We start from the raw sequence: 17485 nt of genomic DNA on the forward strand, positions 1-17485 counted from the left end.
GCTACCGAATTACTTAACGCACGCGACGCCGTCCGCACCCATCTGAGTCAAGTCGGTGGGCGTCGGCGCCTGAACACCTGTTCCTGTTGCAGCGACCGCGTTCATCACGTCGGTGGAACCGGCATCCCCTGACGTGTCGCCTTTCTTACCCGCGCTGTGATGTGCGATGTAGTCGTCCACGGAGAGTTGCGAGCCGACGGTCAATTGAACGGTTCCGGGTGCGACCGCACCGGATTGCGTCATGGGCAGGTGCAGTTGATCGGCGAGCGCCTGCGCACCCTCTTGGGCGTCCGAGCCGTAGACAATTGAGCTCTCGGTTGATTGGGTTTCTGCCGTAGACGCACGACCGCGCGTGAATCCCCGGGCGGTAAAGCCATCTTCGAGTGCCGCACCCAGCCCGTCACGCGCTGTCGCATTGACGACGTTGAGCACCACGGGTGTCGAAAGGGGCGCCGCCGGGGATACCGCAGACGCGGTGGGCGGCGCGGGGGCGATATCGGCGGAGAATCGCTCGCGGACGATCTGCCGGATTGTTGGGAGGTCGACGATGTTGACGTCCGAGCCGTTCGAATCCTGACCGAAGTCGGAGATCGGCAGCGTGTAGAAAGACATTGGCCTCTTGGTCAATTGTGAGGCGCGCGCGGCGAAGTCGACAATATTGAGCCCGGAGTCGATGGCCACATTCTCATGTGTGACATTCAGGATGTCGCGCATCGCAACGGGATTCGACATCGCCCCACCCTTGCGAACCGCGGTCAACAACGAGACCAGGAAGGCCTGCTGGCGCCGGGTGCGGTCCATGTCGGTGAACGACCCGTCGTTTTCGTCACGCCGCTGCCTAACGAACGCCATCGCCTGGGATGCATCGATCTGTTGGACGCCTTCGCGGAAGTTGGCCCCGGAGAACTCATCGACGGTGTCGTGGTTGAGGCATACCGTGATCGGCTGCACGGCTTTGGCAATCTGGAAGAACGCGGCGAGGGTCACTTCGACAAAATGGTCGATCGGCACGCCCAAGAAGTCACGCACCGTATCGATCTGAGCCTTACGCCCCGCCTCGCGGGCGACCTGCTCACGCGCGGTCAGATTATTGGCGCCCGCACCGTCAGAACCGCCGTTCGCTTGCGCGTCCAATGCCTGCTGGTAGGCAAATCCATAGGCCTGTTTGACCTTGCCCTTGCATACCGATCCAGGGCAGCCCGCCAGGTCAACATAGTCGTCGCGCGGGATCGACACCGCGGTGATGGGCCCATCATTGCCCGGGATGTGCACCACGATCAACACATTCGCGTTGTACCCACCCGATGTCTCATCACCGGCGTGTAGCGCGTCGTACATATCCTGCGGCAGCGGTTGTCCGTTCTGGTCCAGCCGACTATCCAGCCCCATCAGCAGGATGTTCTGATCCTGACCGACGGGAGTCAGCACTCCAGGGAGCACATGTGAGGTGATGATCTGCCCCACTGTCGTGTTGTACCCGGCCCAGCCAAAGCCCGTGATGGCCATGACAAATGCCGACACGAGTCCGGCGATCAAACGCGCCTTCGACACCACCCAGCCTCGCGACTGACCAGACTCTGTTTTGCCCATAACAATTGACCATTGTTCTGGACGACCCGTCCAAAATGCGGTATCCGCGCGTCCTACCCTCCGGCGAGTCCTCCAGCTGTGAGTTGCTTGTGGATCCGCTACAGCCGCCAGCTAATCCGCGCGCGCAAGCTCCAGCACCGGAATTATCCGGGTGGTCTTGCGCGCGTACTCGGCGAAGTTCTCGAAGCGCTCCGCCTGGCGCGCATAGATCCGGTCACGTTCTTCACCCAGCAGGTCACGCACCCTCACCGGATAGTGGTCGTCACCGATCTCGACCCATACCTGTTCCGGGTTCGCCAGCGCGTTGTAGTACCAGCCGGAACTGTGCTCGCCCCCGTTGTTGGAGGCGAAAACATAGACTTCGCCGCCATCGAGTCCCGGCTGGTAAGCCATCGGGTTCTGGCGCGGTTCACCGGACTTGGCACCGACGGTATGCAGGATCAGCATGTCGAACTGAGCAAGGAACCCACCAGCACTGCCCGTTTCGCGGATCTCTGCCATGACATTGGCGTGGAAATCATTGGGATTTGTCTCGGTCATGACATCGGTAATGTCAACTAAACTGACATTATTCCCCAGCGTTTCAGAAAATCTTCGACGAGCCCGTCCAGAAATGTGTCATCCACCGTCTCGCCCGTCACGATCACGCGGTAGTACAGCGGCCCAACGAGCTGTTCGGCGAGCCGAGCGGCATCGACCCCGTCGGGCAGCTCCCCCCGCTCCACCGCACGGCTGATGGGAATCTGGTCGCGAGCCTGCTGCTCACGCAGATAGCGCGCCCGAAAGGAATCGGCGAGTTGCGGATCGTGCTGCGATTGGCCGATCAACGCACGAAACACGGCCCCCGCGTCATCAGCGAGGAGGAATCGCGTGGTCGCATTCAGGTGGTGTCGCAGATCCGATTCGAGTGCTCCCGTATCGGCGGGTTCGAGCTTGGACGCGGCGTCTTCAAGGAACGCATCCATCAACACGTCGGTCTTTGACCCCCACCAGCGGTAGACCGTCTGTTTCGCGACGCCCGCAGCCTTGGCGATGCCCTCCATGGTGACCCCGGCATATCCCTTGGCCACCAAAAGATCGTCCACCGCGCGCAGAACGGCATCGCGCGCGAGCTCACTGCGACCATGCCGGTTTCCGGTGTGCCGGCGCGGAGTCGCTTCCGTCGGCGGTACCTCAGTCGGGCTCACAGTGTTCATCGAATCACAACCCTAGACTAGACGATACGTTGCGTCTACTCTAGGGCGCATGACAACAACACTTCATGAACCTGCATTCGCCACCATCGTGGACCGGCTCTTCGAGAACGCCTCGCACGACGCACCCCCCGTCGACCGAGACACCTTCCACACGAAGTCCGTCGAAGAACGCGTCGAGCTGTTCACGAACACCTACGTCCCCGTCGCGCCCGAGGCTGGCCGGCTCCTCTACAGCCTTGTGCGCGCCGCCAAACCGAAGACCATCGTCGAATACGGGCTGTCGTACGGGATCTCGACCCTCCATCTATCGGCGGCGGTCCGCGACAACGGGTTCGGCCGGATCATCACCACCGAGCTGAACACCACCAAGATCGCGGTCGCCAGCGCGACGTTCGCCGAGGCCGGGGTGGCCGACCTGATCACGATCCTGGAAGGCGATGCCCGCGAGACGCTCAAGACCATCGACGGCCCCATCGATTTCCTGCTGCTGGACGGCTGGCCCGACCTGGACCTGCCCGTCCTCACACTCCTTGAGGACAAGCTCTCCCCGGGCGCGCTCGTGATTGCCGACAACGTCGCATTCGAAAGCAGCAAGCCGTATTTGGAGTACGTGCGCAACCCAGAAAACGGCTACGTCAGCGTGCCTTCCCCCGTCGGCGAGGGCATGGAACTCAGCAGTCGCTGCGGCTAATCGCAACGCGCCGAGTGCATACCGCACGCACATGTTTCGCTCCGATCGCGTGCGCCTGGTATGCACTCGGCGTTCATCACAGTCGTCGGGAATGCGGAGAGCCCAGCAGCCGTTGTGGGTACCGGCGCAGTCTCACGAATCTGCAACACAAGCGTTGACGGCGGTCGTCTCGCCAAAGCCTCCCGCCGTCAACGCCTTCTGAACCACTCCACGAAAGGTGTGGCATGTCCAAATCTACCTTTAGCCAGTCGGTCGTTGGCTGTATTGCGCTCACGTTGCTCTTTGCCCCTGCCACGATGGCAGGTCCGAAATCTCCCCAAAAGCCCAGCGAGCTCGGCGCCGAACTGCGGTCACAGGGCTACAAGGTTCAGTACGAACGAATCGGTAACTGCGCCTTGGACTCCGGATCGGTTGTCGGCACCCGGATCGGACCCGCAGTCTGGGCAGATACCACCACGCAGTCCAAAGCTGGCGGGGGCGCCGGGGACGGTGCGGGCACTCGCGGCGGCGTCACCTGGAGCCATGACATCGATCACCAGATTGCCTACATCACGGTGGCGTGCAAGCGCGCGGCGAAGTGAAACACTGACAGCATGTCTACGAAGGTTTTCCGGGTCAGCGGCGTCGTCCTCCGGGACGATCAGGGCGCGGTGCTGACCGTTCGGAAACGAGACACTTCTCGGTTCATGCTGCCCGGCGGGAAACCCGACGCGAACGAGAGCGCCGAGGACACCGCACTGCGTGAGGTACGCGAAGAGCTCTCGATCGATCTGGACCCCACTCAGCTGCGCCTCCTCGGCGTTTTCCGGGCCGTCGCCGCGAACGAGCCCGGTTTCCATATTGAGTCAACGGTTTTCGAGCATCCACCGGTGCGCGTCAGCCGCCCCGCGGCCGAGATCGAAGAACTGCGATGGCAGGTACTCGGCGAGCCTTATCCCAAAGACCTGGCACCGCTGCTGACGGAGCATGTCCTCCCGGCCCTGTCCCAACGGAACTGAGCCGCTCAGCGCACTCGAAAAGTGTTCGCCTGAACAGAAATTCGCTGATCTGCGCGAAGCGCCTCCTGAGCTCCGATGATCACGCCCTTCCCTGTCAGCTGTCGGGCTCGAATCGGGAGGGAGTGGGGAAGTCGGCGAGAGTTGCCAGGTGATTTAGCAGAGATTGATAGGCCGATGCCAAAGTCCCGGCCTGGTCGGGGGTGAGCTGGTCGATGAAGTGTCTTCGCACGCGATCGACTTGTCCGGGGACCGCACGCTTTAAGGCTGACAGCCCGTCGTCGGTGAGGTGCGCGAAGGCGCCGCGTCGATCGGTGACATTTCCCGTGCGCTCGACCAGACCGCGTGCCTCCATTCGCCTCACTTGATGTGAAATACGGCTTCGCGACCAACCCAGCGATGCAGCGAGGCCGCCCATCGACAGCCTCGCGTCTTCGGCGTCCGCCAGCGTGATTAAGACGTAGTAGTCCACGAGCGAAAGCCCCGACTCTTGAGTAAGTTCTCGTTCTATCTGGGCAAATAGCAGACTCGTTACTTTCACTTGCCCCTGCCAGGCCCTGTCTTCGGCCTCATTTAGCCAGTTCACATGCTCAAGATCTGTTGCCCATTCGCGGTCGCGCATAGCTCTTAGCTTACTGGGTCCCGAGTGCCTGCCAAAGGATCGGTGTTTGCCAGTTCGACACCTCTTTCATATGAGCATTCGCATTGGCGTAGAGAAAAGCCGACGATTTATCTCAAAATTAGGTCTAGCCAGGTAATGAAAAACGCGAGAAATGATGACAGCCGCAAGACTTGGCCCATTGCTGCGCCGCTGGCCGGATGTTCATCTCTCGGCCGTCGAAAGGCTAATCCTGCGCTGCCCGGCAGTCCTGAGGGGGCACCGCGTAGCTGGCCCGCCGAACGTGTAGGGCCCGGCAGCGACAAGCACGCCTGTGCCGGGCGTCCGTTCGACAGCAGGCCGGTTCTATGTCAATATGGTTGACGTATCAACTTGTTAGCGCAGGATGAGGTTGCGGAGCCTACCGAGGCTTGTAGACGTGGCCGGCGGCCTGCGCAAGTCAGAAGGAGCGGACGATGCAGTTAGCAGGCAAGAAGGCGTTGGTTACCGGCGGCGGGCGCGGTATGGGGGCTGCTACGGCAGTTCGCCTGGCTCGGGAGGGCGCGGATGTAGCGATTACCTATGCAAGTAACGCGGCCCGCGCCGAGGCCGTGGTTGACCAGATCACGGGACTCGGCCGTACCGCGGTGGCAATCAATGCCGATAGTGCCGACGCCGCCGCGTTGGCCGCAGCGGTGGACGAGGCAGCTCAGCTGCTCGGCGGGCTGGACATTTTGGTGAGTAACGCCGGCCGATACCCGGGTGGGAGGATCGAAGATTTCGAAGTGGCTGAAATCGATTCGATCTTTGCGCTGCACGTGCGGGCCGTGTTCGTTGCGGTGCAAGCGGCGCTGAACTACATGGGCAGCGGCGGCCGGATCATTACGATCGGCAGCGTATCGGCCGAGCGGGCGTCATATCCCGGACAGACGTTGTACGCCTCGAGCAAGGCTGCGCTGCTAGGCCTTAACCGTGCCCTGGCGCGCGAACTCGGGCCGCGTGGCATTACCTCAGTGGTCGTACAGCCCGGTCCGACGGACACGGAACTCAATCCCGGCGACAGCCCGTGGGCCGATGATGTCCGCGCTCTCACCGCGATCGGCAAGTTCGCCGATCCAGACCACATCGCCGATGTGGTTGCCTTTCTGGCTGGACCCTCAGGGGAATTCATCACCGGTTCGGCGGTCACCGTGGACGGCGGCGTCAACGCATGACCACCCAGCCCATTCCACCAACGCGCTGGTGGAATGGGGCTGCCCGTGGACGGTGACTTTCTCGTCAACCCGCCCACCTAAGACGCCATTGGCAGGTCTCGGCCCAAGCCCGATGCAAAACATTTACCCGACCAAATCAGTAACGACACGAAGGGCGGAACAATAGCCATGTCCACCGCATTCGACCCGATCACCCTTACCAACGGGCTAGAGCTTCCCAACCGGATTGTGATGGCTCCACTGACGCGGCGCCGAGCATACGGCCCGGGACTCTCGGCGACGCCGCTGATGGCGGACTACTACGAGCAACGCGTCAGCGCGGGCCTCATCGTCTCGGAGGCACTACACCCGAACCGCCATGGACAGGCCTACACCAACGAGCCGGGCTTTCACAGCCAGCAGCAGATCGAATCATGGCAACCGGTCATTGACCGGGTGCACAACGCCGGCGGCAGAATCTACGCGCAATTCATGCACGGCGGCAGGCACAGTCACCCAGAGTTGCCGGAGTTGCGTGAACACGGTCTGCACCCGCTGGCCCCCTCGCCTATCGCCGGACCGGGCCAAATCCGCATCACGATTCCCGAGCCGGCCCTGCGGGTGCCACTTCCACAGCCGCGGGAGATGACCGTCGCTGACATCGGAGCTACCATCAACGATTTCGCGACGGCCGCCGAGAACGCCATGGCGATCGGCTTCGACGGGGTGGAACTGCACGGTGCATACGGCTACCTGATCCAACAATTCCTTGCCAACAGCACAAATATGCGCACCGACCAGTACGGCGGATCAATCGACGGTCAGGTACGGTTCGCTCTCGAACTAGTTAACGCAGTGGCAGAGCGCATCGGCGCCAATAACTTGGCATTGCGCATCAGTCCGGGAATGTCTGACATGGGAATCATCGAGTCAGAAATCGATAAATTGTACTTGACACTCGTGCGCGGGCTGCCCGCCGATCTTTCTTATCTACATATTTTCGAATGGCCCGGCTATCGATCAGTGACAGAAAACATTCGCCGCATTTGGCCCGGACTACTTGTCCTGAACCCACATGAAACGTCCGCCGATTGGCCCGCCGGGCCCGCCGCGATAAAAATCGTCAGCGACGGGCTTGCAGACATGGTGTCCTACGGCTCAATGTTTATTTCGAACCCAGACCTCGTACACCGCTTACGGGTTGGCGCCCCGCTAGCCCCCGACGATCACTCCACCCACTACCACGGCGACCACAGGGGATACACCGATTACGCCACCTTCGAACAAGCGTGATCAGGTTGGCCTCGCATCATGATCATCATTCTCACTCTGGACTAGCTCTTGCCCTCACCGACATCCTGTCGAACGCCGGTTCGAGTAGGACTCCCCTAACACGAGAAGGCCCCCGAGTACTCGGGGGCCTTCTTTGTTGTGGAGCTAACTGTCATATTCAGACTGTCTTCCTTGTTATCTGTACGCCGTTTCATCCGCATTTGAGACGAGGAGTGTCTTCCTTATCTCGACCACTTTCCGACCTCGGTAGATCACTCGGGCACCGGGACTCCGCCGATCGCGCACCACTCCGCGAGCGCGCCTCCTAGTCGGTCCTGCACCCACAATTCCGGCACGTTCGCGTACCAAGCCAGCCTGCGGAGGTGGGTCCGCGTCGCAATCGCGGCGAGCACCGTCACCTTGGCCGTGGTGCCTGGTGATGAGTGCATGGCTCTCGTCGGCACACCGTTCACGGATCGACCGGTGGGAATGGCTTCCGAGACACCTGCGTGGCCGAATCGGCTGTGCGTCGCCGCAGAGAGCAACGTGTACGGCAGACCCGACTGCTGTCCAAGACCGGCTGCCGCGAACATGTCCCGAACGACTTCGGTCTCCGATGGTGGCCCGTCCCGGCGGCCCTGACCCGAGCGGACCAGATATGGCGCGTCCCAGTCCTTCGCGTTCTTCTTGCGCGCGGGTCGCAGGCCGGCAGTCGCACCGATCGCCACGTAATCAGCCGTCCGCGTGGCGATGTCGGCCTGCGAACCCGGGTCGCCGAAGTCCCAAGGGGTTCGGTAGAGGGCGTCCAATTCCTCGTTCAGGTAGCGCTGCAGTCGTTCCTCCAGTGTCGCGCCGCCGAGGATGAACCACGCCTTCGCGGCGGCCACGGCGCAGGTCCGTGCCAAGGGGAACGGCGCGAAGAAAACCTTCGGTACCGGCAAGAGCGCGGCGATCCCGCGGAGAAGGTCGCACTGCACACCGACCGCGCGGATCTGATTCCCGGATAGGCCCGTCAGCGCGTCCCTGGTCTTGGTGCCGGGGTGCTGTTCGTTGGCTGCGTGGTCGCGTAGCGCCTCACTCCCGATCGAGAAGGGATACGCGAGTTCGTCCTTGAGTAGATCCTCCACCGCCGAGGCAAAACGGAGGACTGTGTCGGCGAGCTTCGTGTACGGATCGAGCGGGACGCCGGGCGTGTGGTTCATCGTGTTCTGAGTCATGTGCCGGAACGTACGCATCGGGAGTGCACGGAACGGTTCACTCGACTTGATGTGATGGCCAATACCGGAGCAGCGTCACGCCCCTATGCCTCCGTCGGATCGGGATCCGTGATCACGTGCAGATGGCTTATCCCGCCCTGGTTGACGCAGTCCTGCGCGAGCTCATGCACCTGTTGATGGAACTCCGTGTCAGAGGCAGCCGCATAAATCGTCGACCGCACTCGCGTGTAACTCGATAGCGGTGTCGAGACTCCGTCGTAGATGAATCCGTGCCCGTCGATGGTCAATATCGTGAGCGGCTGCTCACCTGTCCATACGACTCCCACGCATACGTCGTACTCCCCGTGGTGCAGTGCCGCAGCTGTTGCACGGGTAAGGGCGGTGAAGTCCGCGATGGCGGCTTCGATCCCCGGAGCCTCGACCTCCCGGCCATCAAAATTCTCGCCACTGCTCTTCCGGTGCCCGCCGACTGCCGCCGCCAGTGTGACCGAGCCATCGTGGTGCACAGAAGCCCACGCCTCCCTCCACCGCGAACTTTCACCGGTGGCGTTGTTGGGTGCGACCCACCGCCGCAGGCCCGGCCGCGGGTTGAGGCGGTCGATGTTCTCGAGAGGATGTACGGCGTTGCGGTTCGAGTACGTGAGCGTGATCTTCTCCCCTTGCTTGAAGATCGCTTGCGCCTCTTCACGCGTAGAGCGAACGAGCGCCCCAGGTATACGCGGGTGCGCGACGGCGATCAGCCAGGCGCGGTTCGCGGTGTCACGACCCGCAGTGGCCTCGGCGTACAGCGAGTCGATCGCCTCGTTGGATCGGCGCTGCTCATCGAAGCGCGCCCGATACGTGGCTTGGATCTGCCGTTCCTTCATCCACACTGTGTCGGCGTTGTTCCGGACCGGGGCGCCGAAGTACTCGCCCCGGTAGATCAGGTGCGGGCCGTCCACACTGGGGGGAACGATGACCGCAACCGCACGGGGATTGGCGCCCAGCTGGTGGATCTCGAGTCCGAACACCGGCGGTGTGATCGCCGTGATCGCAGCGCTGTGGAGGGCGCGCTCATGGACTTCGTTCAGGATCCCGGTGTCTTTGCGGCCGGTCGCCACCTTCTGGTCCTCTTCGACTCCGTACACGATCATGCCGCCGCCGCTGTTCGCCATCGCCGCGATGTCCTTGGGGAAGTCGGTCTGTGGGAGGCCCTTCGCGGGTGGGAGCTCGGACTTCCAGTCGAGGTCGTCCGTCTCGACGACGCCCGCTGTGATTGCGCCATCGAGGATCTCATCGGTCAGTGCACTCGGAGCGAGACCGAGGCTACGGTGCAGGGCGGTGAAACTCACCGGACAAGGGTAGGCACTCGTCGACCACATCTTCGGCGCAACCGAGGGCGAGTCTGGAATCGTTTGGCAGGCCGCCGCCACCAACATGGACGAAGACCAGTAGACGGGCCTCGTCTTCGACGGGGTACCGTCGCGGACCTCGCCGACGGCCCATTCTCACCTGCGTGACGGTACTGATTGATCGCGTCTGGGACGCCGAACACCGCTGCTGTTGCGGCGTGCGGGGGTCTGATCCATGGGGCGCCACCATCGATGTCCCTGGAATTGATGCGTCCGGTGGTTAGTCTGCCCGGATGGGAGTTGGTCATCCGCGGCGTATCCGCGCGCCGCTGGGCCCATGGGAGGCCGCGTGAGCCGGCTCGGACTCGGTGTCGACGGCGCGAAGTCGCGCTACAGCCAGGCCTACCTCTCGGCGATCTGCTCCCAGTCGGGGCACACACTGCAGGAGGGCCGGCAGGATGAGGACTGCTGGGCGGTGGACACCACCGTTGACCTGTCCGCCGCGCCCGTTCTAGTCCAACTCAAGTGCACGTCGTCTCCGACGGCGACGCGAAAGGGCGACTACCGGATCCAGTTGAAACAGCACTGGGTGGACAGCTGGACGGTCAAGATGGTGCCAGTCTACGTGATGTTGGTTGTCGTACCCCCGCTGCAAGATGAGTGGATCGAGCAGTCCGACGCCCAGACGGTGCACCGGACTCACGCGTACTGGGAGAGGTTCAATCCAAAGACGCACAAGAAGTCAATCGTGCTGCCGAAGAGTCAACGCTTCCAAGCGTCGACTCTCACGACCTGGGAGACGCAGTTGAACGATGTCTTCGCGGGAGGGGCCCCATGAGCGACTTCGGCGGGGTACGCCTCGACGATACGAACGCCTGGCTTACCGCGAACGGCTGGCATCAGGAGTCGGAGGGCCGCGGCGGGTGGATGTGGCTCAACGCTGCCCTGGATCGTCAGGTCGGTGTCGTCCGGAATCTCGGCAGTGATGAGCAGGCCCAGGCCGGGCTCGTCAGTCGGCTCGCCGCCGCGCACAACCGGGAAGTTGCGGATGTCGAGCGTGAGCTCCAGTTCTGGGGCGTCGACGTCACCTACGTCCGCGCTGCGAACGATGCGGTCATCGCCGACACAATCCCGCTCAACGCCGGCGCCGCGATGACGGAGTCCGCTCGTCTGATGTTCCGGTCCGCGGCGTCGGCAGCGCTTCGGCTGAGGCCGGTCATCAAGGGCGGGTACTCCAAGGCCGGAGACGCCGTGGCCGACTCGGTTCGGATGGGTCATACGATCAAGGGCTCGTACATCATCCCTGTGGAGGTGCGCGTCGGAGACGCCGTGCCGGCCGACGATCCGGGCCGAGACCCTGACCAAGAGCAGTTACCGGGTCTGGAGACTGCGACCACGGTCGAGTCGCTGGAGCGTCGCATGACCCGCACGTTCGCCCAGGCGATGGCCGCGGTGCATGAGGAGATCGTGCAGCGGGAGAAGCTGCCGCAGGGAGACGCGCTCCTGCGGCTGGTCTCCCAGGGAGTCACCGCCGAGTTCGTCGACGCCGTCGCGCGGGTGCTGGACCACAGCGCCGTGGCGCAGCTGGACACAACGTTCCAGTGGGCGCAAGCTCAGTCCGCGCCGCGTGACGTCAGGGACACGGTGGCGATTCCGTCCGCGGCGAAGGACAAGATCCGTCGCACCGGCGTGGAACTCCGGTCGGGCAAGGTTCCGCGGACGGAGGTGTTCACCGGCCCTGTCGTTCGTGTAACCCATGAGCCGGAGGACAGCACGACCAACTTCGCGATCCGGACGTTCCGGGGAGGACGTCTCTGCCGCATCGAAGCGCTGACGACGATCTCGGTCGCGGAGGTCACCCAGTGGATGCGTGACGGCACCACGGTCCAGTTGCAAGGGTCGGTGCGACGCAGCGGTAGCGGTCTGTACATCCCGAAAGCAAAGGTGTCGGCACTCGTCCACCTGCCGGCTCAGATGGACCTCAACAGCTAACCCCTGTGAACCGTCCCCGGTACTGGATAGGTTGCAGGTCGAAGTGCGGCTCGCCGACCGGCCCGTCGTGCACGGTGAGCGTCGCAATTCGGGCGTCCAGGTCCATCCCGTGGAAGATCCAGATCGAGTACCGCTCCGGGTGCTTCCCCGAGTTCTGCACCTCGCGGGCTGTGATGAAGAAGCACGGGTCCGGTGACCTCGATGTCGTAGCCGGGGTTACTGGGCGGCATTCGCTCGACCGTCGCGTCCGGCTCATAGGCGCGTTGACGCCACGCGGTCAGCAGGTAGGGGTTGAGTCGGTCGCAGCCGTTCAGCGAGCCATCGTCATCGACGATGAACGGCCGTCCGTCGGGGACATCGTGTCGGTCGAGCGTCTTCACAACCGATGACCACGGGAGCGATGCCGCGCCATGGGGAGCACGCAGTGTTTCGCCCGCATGGGCGCTTCTCTGGACGACGACTATCCGCATGAAGAAACCTCCTTGCCGACTGTGCATCCAGTGGTACTCCACGGGTATGACACTTCTGCTCGTCGGCAAGGAGGTTCTCGATATGAAGTTATCTGTACTTCAAAAGTGGAGCTGCCGGGAATCGAACCCGGGTCCTACGGCATTTCCTTAAGGCTTCTCCGTGCGCAGTTCGCTCTGTCTCTACTCGGATCTCTCAGTCACGCGAACAAGCCGAGATGACGATCCCAGCCGCTGTTTGGTGTCCCGGTGGTTTCCGCGGCCGAAACCACCGGTTGATCCCGCTAGCTGATGCCAGGGTCCGGGCCGCGGGAGCTCCCGGTCTGACAGACACGCAATCGCTTAGGCAGCGAGGGCGTAGTCGCGCTGATTTGAGTCGGCGCTTAATTGGTTGCAATGACGCTTACGGTGGTCTCTTGCCTGCACCGGCACGCTTCCCTTAATTCACTGCGCGAAGTCGAAACCGTTCAGCCCCTCGCATCCCCTCCGACTTTCGGGGGGACACTCCATCCTACCGCTGCGCTTGCACAAAGCCACATAATTACCGGCCCGCGCCACGTAGCGTTGCCGGACATCGTCAAATTTCAGGAGTAGCACCATGCGCACGCTTCCCAGCGCCGTCGTCCTCGTTGCGGCCTCCGCAATCGTCTTCCCTGGTCAAGCATCCGCGGACCCGTCGATGCCCAGCCTCGACGCCTACTCACCGGTCGAGGCCAGCGCCTTCGAGACCTACTCGGCATACGCGACATCGGGAGTGCAGTTCCTCACCCCGGACGGCCTGCGCTGCCGCATCACCGCCAACTCTCGCGCCACCGGCGTCGACGGCGCATGCTGGGGCAAGCTGCCCGGGGTCACCCGCGACGAGAACATCGCTACCGTCTCGTTGAACACCCCGACAGCGAGCATCACCCGCCGGGACGACCTGAGCCAGCTCGAAGTTGTCGACCGACCCGACGCGTCAGCGGCTGGCCCCGCGGCCATTGACCCGGGCGCCTATCGTCCGCTGGCCCCGGGACAGAAGATCACCTACGGCCTCAAGAGCACCGACAAGGTGATCACCTGTGGCGTGAATGATCAGCGCGAGACGATCTGCGTACTGCCCAACAACTTCACCGGCGAAGGCCCGCACGGATTTGTGTTGTCGCCGTCGGGCAGCCGGGCCTTTTGACACCTGCTCTAGCCGGGCCAGAAGATTCTGGCTAACATACATTGATGGAATCGACTGTTGCCATCTTTGGCGCGGGCGTCGCCGGCCTTACCGCGGCACACGAACTCGCCCTACGCGGCTTCTCAGTCGATGTCTACGAACGCCATGCTGTCCCCGGAGGCAAGGCACGCAGCTTCGGCGAGCCAGGCACCGGAACCGACGGGCGCTCAGACCTACCCCGCACGATGGGCGGGCATTTCTTCATCCTGGGTTACCAAAACCTGGACGAAACACTGCGGCGAATCCCCCTGCGCGGTGGCGGCACCGTGCCCGACAACCTCTCACCCAAGAACGGTTTCGTGTGGGTGCTCGACGACGCAATCGTGACAGCCGACATCCCACGGGACTCCGGAGTGCTCCGAAACTGGTTTTCCTACGCCATGTTTGGCGCCCGCCTGCTGCGCCATTTCACCCTGTCCGATATCGCAGTCTTCGGCAGCAAGGCCCTGGCCCTGACCACCAGCGGCGACCGCCGGACCTGGGACGAGTTCGAGCACACCAGCATGCCCGACTATTTCCGCTCAGATCGACTCTCCCCCAACGCCCGCAAACACGCGGACTTCAGCGGATGGGCCGGTATCAGCAAGGTAGATGGCTGTCATACCCGACTGCTGGCAACGGGAGCTGCGTGCGTGGTCAACGCTGTTCTTCAACGCCGCCCGCGTGGGGAACGCACCATCATGCGGGTCGCCGCAGCGCCAGAGAACGAAGCGCTCTTTGACCCCTGGGTTGAGCACCTACGGTCGCTAGGCGTGCGATTTCACTTCGGCCGCACTGTGACTCGACTGGACATCGCCGGAGGCCGGGCCAACGGCGCTGAAACCGATCGCGGCGGAGTATCCGCCGACTGGTACGTCCTGGCGGTGCCGGCCGATAAGGCCGCAACTCTCATGTCCCAGGACATCGTTCAGACGGACCCCCAGCTCGGCCGCATCCAGAACATCCGTCACGCCGAGATGGGTGGTGTGCAGATCTTCCTCAAGCATCGTGTACCCGAGCTTCGTTCGATGATCTTCACCATCAACGGGTGGGAGACGGCCAACGAAGTACTTTCGTCATTCTGGAACCGTGATATTGCCGAATACGGCGATGGGACTGTGCGGGCCGTCATTTCAATGCAACTCACCGACCGAACGTTCACCGAGCTTCCCGGAGAACTCTACGGAAAGCCCGCGAAATATTGCTCGCCACAAGAACTTATCGATGAGATCCTGCACCTGCTGCGCACTCAACTACCCGACGGGCAACGTCTGATCGCCGACGAGGCGATCCATTCCTGGCACCCCTACCCCGGCATGTCATACCGAGACGGTGAATGGATCATCGACGAGCCGCTGCTGGCCTCGTCGCCATCAAGCTGGCAGAACCAACCCAACCAAGAAACCGCCATCGACAACCTGCTGCTGGCCGGTGCCTACACACGCGCCATCCTCAGCGGCGAGAGCATGGACGCCGCCAACGAGTCCGGAAAGCGCGCAGCGGCATCGATTCTGCGCAAGTCGGGAGTTCATGCCGAACCCATTCACATCAACGAATTCAAACACCTGCCTGGCACCGGATGGCTGCGGCGATGGGATGACCGTCGCTATCGTGCCGGCAAGCCCAACATCTTCGATGTCGTGGCGCCGTACCGCGCTGGTTGAGTCACGCAGGAGTGTGAGCTACATGCCCTTGGCGCGCCGACCCAGTTCGCGGGTGATCTCGCGCGAGGCGTCCCGCTTGGCGATGTCCTGACGCTTGTCGTGGGCCTGCTTGCCGCGTCCGAGGGCCAGCTCCACCTTGACCTTGCCGTCGAGGAAGTACAGCGACAGCGGCACCAGCGTCAGGTTGCCATCGCGGAGCTTGCCTACCAACATGTCGATCTGCGCCCTGTGCAACAACAACTTCCGGTTACGCAGCGGCGCGTGGTTGGTCCAGGTGCCGTGGTCGTACTGCGGGATATGCATCGCGCGCAGCCACACCTCGTCGTCGTCGATGGTGGCGAAGGCGTCCACCAGTGAGGCCTTGCCCTCGCGCAGGGACTTGACCTCGGTGCCGACTAGCTGCACCCCGGCCTCGTACACGTCGATGATCGAGTAGTTGTGTCGCGCTTTGCGATTGGACGCGATAATCTGACGCCCGTCGGTCGGTTTCTTACTCATCGACGTACATAAAGACGCAGCGTCACGTAGGCGGTCACACCCGCGAGCAGAATGCCCAACGCCGCCATCTGGATGGATGCGAGGAACACGTCGCCAGGTGTTATATCGGCGATCAGGGCGGCCGAAGTGAACTGTTGCAGTGCGCCATTGAGGATGGTCACCCGCGCCACGATAAGGCCGATGATTGCCAGCACCACACCGGCGAGTGCCGCGATCACCGCCTCCAGCAGGAATGGCAGCTGGGTGTACCAACGGGTGGCGCCCACCAGACGCATGATTCCCACCTCGGTGCGCCGGGTGTAGGCAGCGACCTGAACCATGTTGGCAATCAACAGGACCGCGCCCACGGCCTGAATCAGCGCAATCATGAACGCAGCATCGCGAAGGCTGTCAAGGACCGCGAACAGCCGGTCGATGAGGTCCTTCTGATTGAGCAGGCCCCTGACTCCTGGCTTACCGAGGAACGCTTTGTCGAATTCGGAGTGATCCTCGGGATCTTTGAGCTTGACGATGAACGAGGCAGGGAACGCATCCTTGTTCATGCCCTCCATTGCTTCCCGGAATTGCGGCAGCCGCTTTTCGGCATCGGCGTATGCATCCGCGCGGTTCATGAAGCGCACCGACTTGATGTCGGAGCGCTTCTCGATCTCGTCGCGCAAGCCTTTGCAGATATCGCCGCTGCAGTCGGGGTCGCTGGCAGACAGATCCTCGGTGAGGTAGATCTGCGTCTCCACCCGGTCGAGATAGATCTGCTTCGAGTTCTTGGCCAGCGATATCACCAGCAGACCACCGCCGAACAGCCCGATCGCGATGGCGGTGGTGATGATCATCGCCACCGTCATGGTCACATTGCGACGCAGCCCGGTGATGACTTCGTTGAACAGAAATCCAAAACGCATTTATCGATCCACTCCGTAGACACCGCGCTGCTCGTCGCGGATCAGCTTGCCCAGCTCCAACTCGATCACACGCTGACGCATCGAGTCGACGATGTGATGGTCGTGTGTTGCCATCAGCACGGTGGTGCCGGTGCGGTTGATCCGCTCCAGCAGCGCCATGATGTCCTCACTGGTCTCGGGGTCCAGGTTTCCCGTCGGCTCGTCGGCCAGCAGCACCAGCGGCCGGTTAACGAAGGCACGCGCGATACCGACACGCTGCTGCTCACCACCGGAGAGCTCGGAGGGCAACCGGCTGGCCTTACCGGTCAGGCCCACCATCTCCAGTACCTCGGGCACGATCCGGTTGATGATGTCGGTCTGCTTACCGATCACCTCGAGCGCGAACGCGACGTTCTCGTACACCGTCTTCTGCTGCAGCAAGCGAAAGTCCTGGAACACGCAGCCGATGGTCTGGCGCAGATGCGGGATCTCGCGACCTCGCAGCTTGTTGACATGGAACTTGGAAACCTGGATTTCGCCCTTGGTGGGCAGCTCCTCGCCCAGCAGCAGCCGCATGAATGTGGACTTGCCGGAGCCCGATGGCCCGATGAGGAACACAAACTCACCCTTGTCGATCTCGAGGCTCACATTGTCCAATGCGGGCCGAGCCGACGATTTGTAGAGCTTGGTTACCTTGTCGAGGCTGATCACGGCACG

The 17485-nt window shown here is 62.6% G+C and carries 19 protein-coding genes and 1 other RNA gene; 10 read left to right on the forward strand and 10 right to left on the reverse strand.

Features of this window, described 5'->3' with window-relative positions:
- Positions 1–9: 9 nt before the first annotated feature.
- From FZI91_RS01855 to FZI91_RS01865, 3 genes are all read right to left on the reverse strand, one after another.
- Positions 10–1590: an LCP family protein gene (locus FZI91_RS01855; RefSeq protein WP_162526120.1), complete on the reverse strand. Its 1581-nt coding sequence runs from the start codon at positions 1588–1590 to the stop codon at positions 10–12.
- A gap of 111 nt (positions 1591–1701) precedes the next feature.
- Positions 1702–2130 carry a nitroreductase family deazaflavin-dependent oxidoreductase gene (locus FZI91_RS01860; protein ID WP_155936986.1) on the reverse strand — a complete coding sequence of 143 codons (429 nt, stop codon included), beginning with the start codon at positions 2128–2130 and terminating at the stop codon, positions 1702–1704.
- Positions 2131–2147: 17 nt separating this feature from the next.
- Positions 2148–2786, reverse strand: coding sequence for a TetR/AcrR family transcriptional regulator (locus FZI91_RS01865; protein ID WP_155936987.1), 639 nt, complete (start codon positions 2784–2786; stop codon positions 2148–2150).
- A 49-nt stretch (positions 2787–2835) separates the two neighbouring features.
- On the opposite strand from FZI91_RS01865, the gene FZI91_RS01870 reads away from it, so the two are divergent.
- The 3 genes from FZI91_RS01870 (at position 2836) to FZI91_RS01880 (ending at position 4475) form a co-directional block, all read left to right on the forward strand.
- On the forward strand, positions 2836–3477 hold the full coding sequence (locus FZI91_RS01870) for an O-methyltransferase (RefSeq protein ID WP_155936988.1): 642 nt from the start codon (positions 2836–2838) through the stop codon (positions 3475–3477).
- A gap of 395 nt (positions 3478–3872) precedes the next feature.
- Entirely contained in the window at positions 3873–4058 is a 186-nt protein-coding gene (locus FZI91_RS23615; protein WP_162526143.1) for a hypothetical protein, read from the forward strand.
- Positions 4059–4070: 12 nt separating this feature from the next.
- On the forward strand, positions 4071–4475 hold the full coding sequence (locus tag FZI91_RS01880; RefSeq protein ID WP_155936990.1) for an NUDIX domain-containing protein: 405 nt from the start codon (positions 4071–4073) through the stop codon (positions 4473–4475).
- Between the two features lie 94 nt (positions 4476–4569).
- On the opposite strand, the gene FZI91_RS01885 is transcribed toward FZI91_RS01880, so the two are convergent.
- The gene (locus FZI91_RS01885) at positions 4570–5094 is read right to left on the reverse strand and encodes a MarR family winged helix-turn-helix transcriptional regulator (protein WP_155936991.1); all 525 of its coding nucleotides are present in this window, start codon (positions 5092–5094) and stop codon (positions 4570–4572) included.
- Positions 5095–5546: 452 nt separating this feature from the next.
- Between FZI91_RS01885 and FZI91_RS01890 the strand changes: the two genes are divergently transcribed.
- Positions 5547–6284 carry an SDR family NAD(P)-dependent oxidoreductase gene (locus FZI91_RS01890; protein WP_155936992.1) on the forward strand — a complete coding sequence of 246 codons (738 nt, stop codon included), beginning with the start codon at positions 5547–5549 and terminating at the stop codon, positions 6282–6284.
- Positions 6285–6452: 168 nt separating this feature from the next.
- Entirely contained in the window at positions 6453–7556 is a 1104-nt protein-coding gene (locus FZI91_RS01895; RefSeq protein WP_155936993.1) for an alkene reductase, read from the forward strand.
- Positions 7557–7807: 251 nt separating this feature from the next.
- On the opposite strand, the gene FZI91_RS01900 is transcribed toward FZI91_RS01895, so the two are convergent.
- Both FZI91_RS01900 and FZI91_RS01905 read right to left on the reverse strand, forming a co-directional pair.
- On the reverse strand, positions 7808–8752 hold the full coding sequence (locus FZI91_RS01900; protein ID WP_155936994.1) for a hypothetical protein: 945 nt from the start codon (positions 8750–8752) through the stop codon (positions 7808–7810).
- A gap of 83 nt (positions 8753–8835) precedes the next feature.
- Positions 8836–10083: a helix-turn-helix domain-containing protein gene (locus FZI91_RS01905; protein ID WP_162526121.1), complete on the reverse strand. Its 1248-nt coding sequence runs from the start codon at positions 10081–10083 to the stop codon at positions 8836–8838.
- A 349-nt stretch (positions 10084–10432) separates the two neighbouring features.
- Between FZI91_RS01905 and FZI91_RS01910 the strand changes: the two genes are divergently transcribed.
- The 3 genes from FZI91_RS01910 (at position 10433) to FZI91_RS01920 (ending at position 12464) form a co-directional block, all read left to right on the forward strand.
- Entirely contained in the window at positions 10433–10921 is a 489-nt protein-coding gene (locus tag FZI91_RS01910; RefSeq protein ID WP_162526122.1) for a DUF4365 domain-containing protein, read from the forward strand.
- The gene (locus FZI91_RS01915; RefSeq protein WP_155936997.1) at positions 10918–12075 is read left to right on the forward strand and encodes a hypothetical protein; all 1158 of its coding nucleotides are present in this window, start codon (positions 10918–10920) and stop codon (positions 12073–12075) included. The genes FZI91_RS01910 and FZI91_RS01915 overlap by 4 nt, the downstream gene beginning before the upstream one ends.
- A gap of 74 nt (positions 12076–12149) precedes the next feature.
- Positions 12150–12464, forward strand: a complete 315-nt coding sequence (locus FZI91_RS01920) for a hypothetical protein (protein WP_155936998.1) — start codon at positions 12150–12152, stop codon at positions 12462–12464.
- 184 nt (positions 12465–12648) lie between these two features.
- Here the strand turns inward: FZI91_RS01920 and ssrA are convergent.
- Positions 12649–13017, reverse strand: a transfer-messenger RNA (tmRNA) gene (ssrA, locus tag FZI91_RS01925).
- Positions 13018–13140: 123 nt separating this feature from the next.
- Here ssrA and FZI91_RS01930 point away from each other — a divergent pair.
- Both FZI91_RS01930 and FZI91_RS01935 read left to right on the forward strand, forming a co-directional pair.
- On the forward strand, positions 13141–13710 hold the full coding sequence (locus FZI91_RS01930) for a hypothetical protein (RefSeq protein ID WP_155936999.1): 570 nt from the start codon (positions 13141–13143) through the stop codon (positions 13708–13710).
- A gap of 44 nt (positions 13711–13754) precedes the next feature.
- Entirely contained in the window at positions 13755–15392 is a 1638-nt protein-coding gene (locus FZI91_RS01935; RefSeq protein ID WP_155937000.1) for an FAD-dependent oxidoreductase, read from the forward strand.
- Between the two features lie 18 nt (positions 15393–15410).
- Here the strand turns inward: FZI91_RS01935 and smpB are convergent, their stop codons facing one another.
- Genes smpB through ftsE form a run of 3 tightly spaced genes read right to left on the reverse strand, consistent with a single transcriptional unit; the run spans position 15411 to position 17479 of the window.
- A complete protein-coding gene (gene smpB / locus FZI91_RS01940; protein WP_155937001.1) occupies positions 15411–15890 on the reverse strand; it encodes an SsrA-binding protein SmpB in 480 nt (159 codons plus the stop codon).
- On the reverse strand, positions 15887–16789 hold the full coding sequence (gene ftsX / locus FZI91_RS01945; protein ID WP_155937002.1) for a permease-like cell division protein FtsX: 903 nt from the start codon (positions 16787–16789) through the stop codon (positions 15887–15889). Before ftsX ends, smpB begins: the two co-directional genes overlap by 4 nt.
- Positions 16790–17479 carry a cell division ATP-binding protein FtsE gene (gene ftsE / locus FZI91_RS01950; protein WP_162526123.1) on the reverse strand — a complete coding sequence of 230 codons (690 nt, stop codon included), beginning with the start codon at positions 17477–17479 and terminating at the stop codon, positions 16790–16792.
- Positions 17480–17485: the final 6 nt, after the last annotated feature.

This window comes from Mycobacteroides sp. CBMA 271 (genome assembly GCF_009729205.1).
Taxonomy (GTDB): domain Bacteria; phylum Actinomycetota; class Actinomycetes; order Mycobacteriales; family Mycobacteriaceae; genus Mycobacterium.

Bases quoted from the DNA above. Each gene is read 5' to 3' on its own strand.
- FZI91_RS01855 (WP_162526120.1), bottom strand. From the start codon at position 1,590: ATGGGCAAAACAGAGTCTGGTCAGTCGCGAGGCTGGGTGGTGTCGAAG.
- FZI91_RS01860 (WP_155936986.1), bottom strand. From the start codon at position 2,130: ATGACCGAGACAAATCCCAATGATTTCCACGCCAATGTCATGGCAGAG.
- FZI91_RS01865 (WP_155936987.1), bottom strand. From the start codon at position 2,786: ATGAACACTGTGAGCCCGACTGAGGTACCGCCGACGGAAGCGACTCCG.
- FZI91_RS01870 (WP_155936988.1), top strand. From the start codon at position 2,836: ATGACAACAACACTTCATGAACCTGCATTCGCCACCATCGTGGACCGG.
- FZI91_RS01880 (WP_155936990.1), top strand. From the start codon at position 4,071: ATGTCTACGAAGGTTTTCCGGGTCAGCGGCGTCGTCCTCCGGGACGAT.
- FZI91_RS01885 (WP_155936991.1), bottom strand. From the start codon at position 5,094: ATGCGCGACCGCGAATGGGCAACAGATCTTGAGCATGTGAACTGGCTA.
- FZI91_RS01890 (WP_155936992.1), top strand. From the start codon at position 5,547: ATGCAGTTAGCAGGCAAGAAGGCGTTGGTTACCGGCGGCGGGCGCGGT.
- FZI91_RS01895 (WP_155936993.1), top strand. From the start codon at position 6,453: ATGTCCACCGCATTCGACCCGATCACCCTTACCAACGGGCTAGAGCTT.
- FZI91_RS01900 (WP_155936994.1), bottom strand. From the start codon at position 8,752: ATGACTCAGAACACGATGAACCACACGCCCGGCGTCCCGCTCGATCCG.
- FZI91_RS01915 (WP_155936997.1), top strand. From the start codon at position 10,918: ATGAGCGACTTCGGCGGGGTACGCCTCGACGATACGAACGCCTGGCTT.
- FZI91_RS01930 (WP_155936999.1), top strand. From the start codon at position 13,141: ATGCGCACGCTTCCCAGCGCCGTCGTCCTCGTTGCGGCCTCCGCAATC.
- FZI91_RS01935 (WP_155937000.1), top strand. From the start codon at position 13,755: ATGGAATCGACTGTTGCCATCTTTGGCGCGGGCGTCGCCGGCCTTACC.
- smpB (WP_155937001.1), bottom strand. From the start codon at position 15,890: ATGAGTAAGAAACCGACCGACGGGCGTCAGATTATCGCGTCCAATCGC.
- ftsX (WP_155937002.1), bottom strand. From the start codon at position 16,789: ATGCGTTTTGGATTTCTGTTCAACGAAGTCATCACCGGGCTGCGTCGC.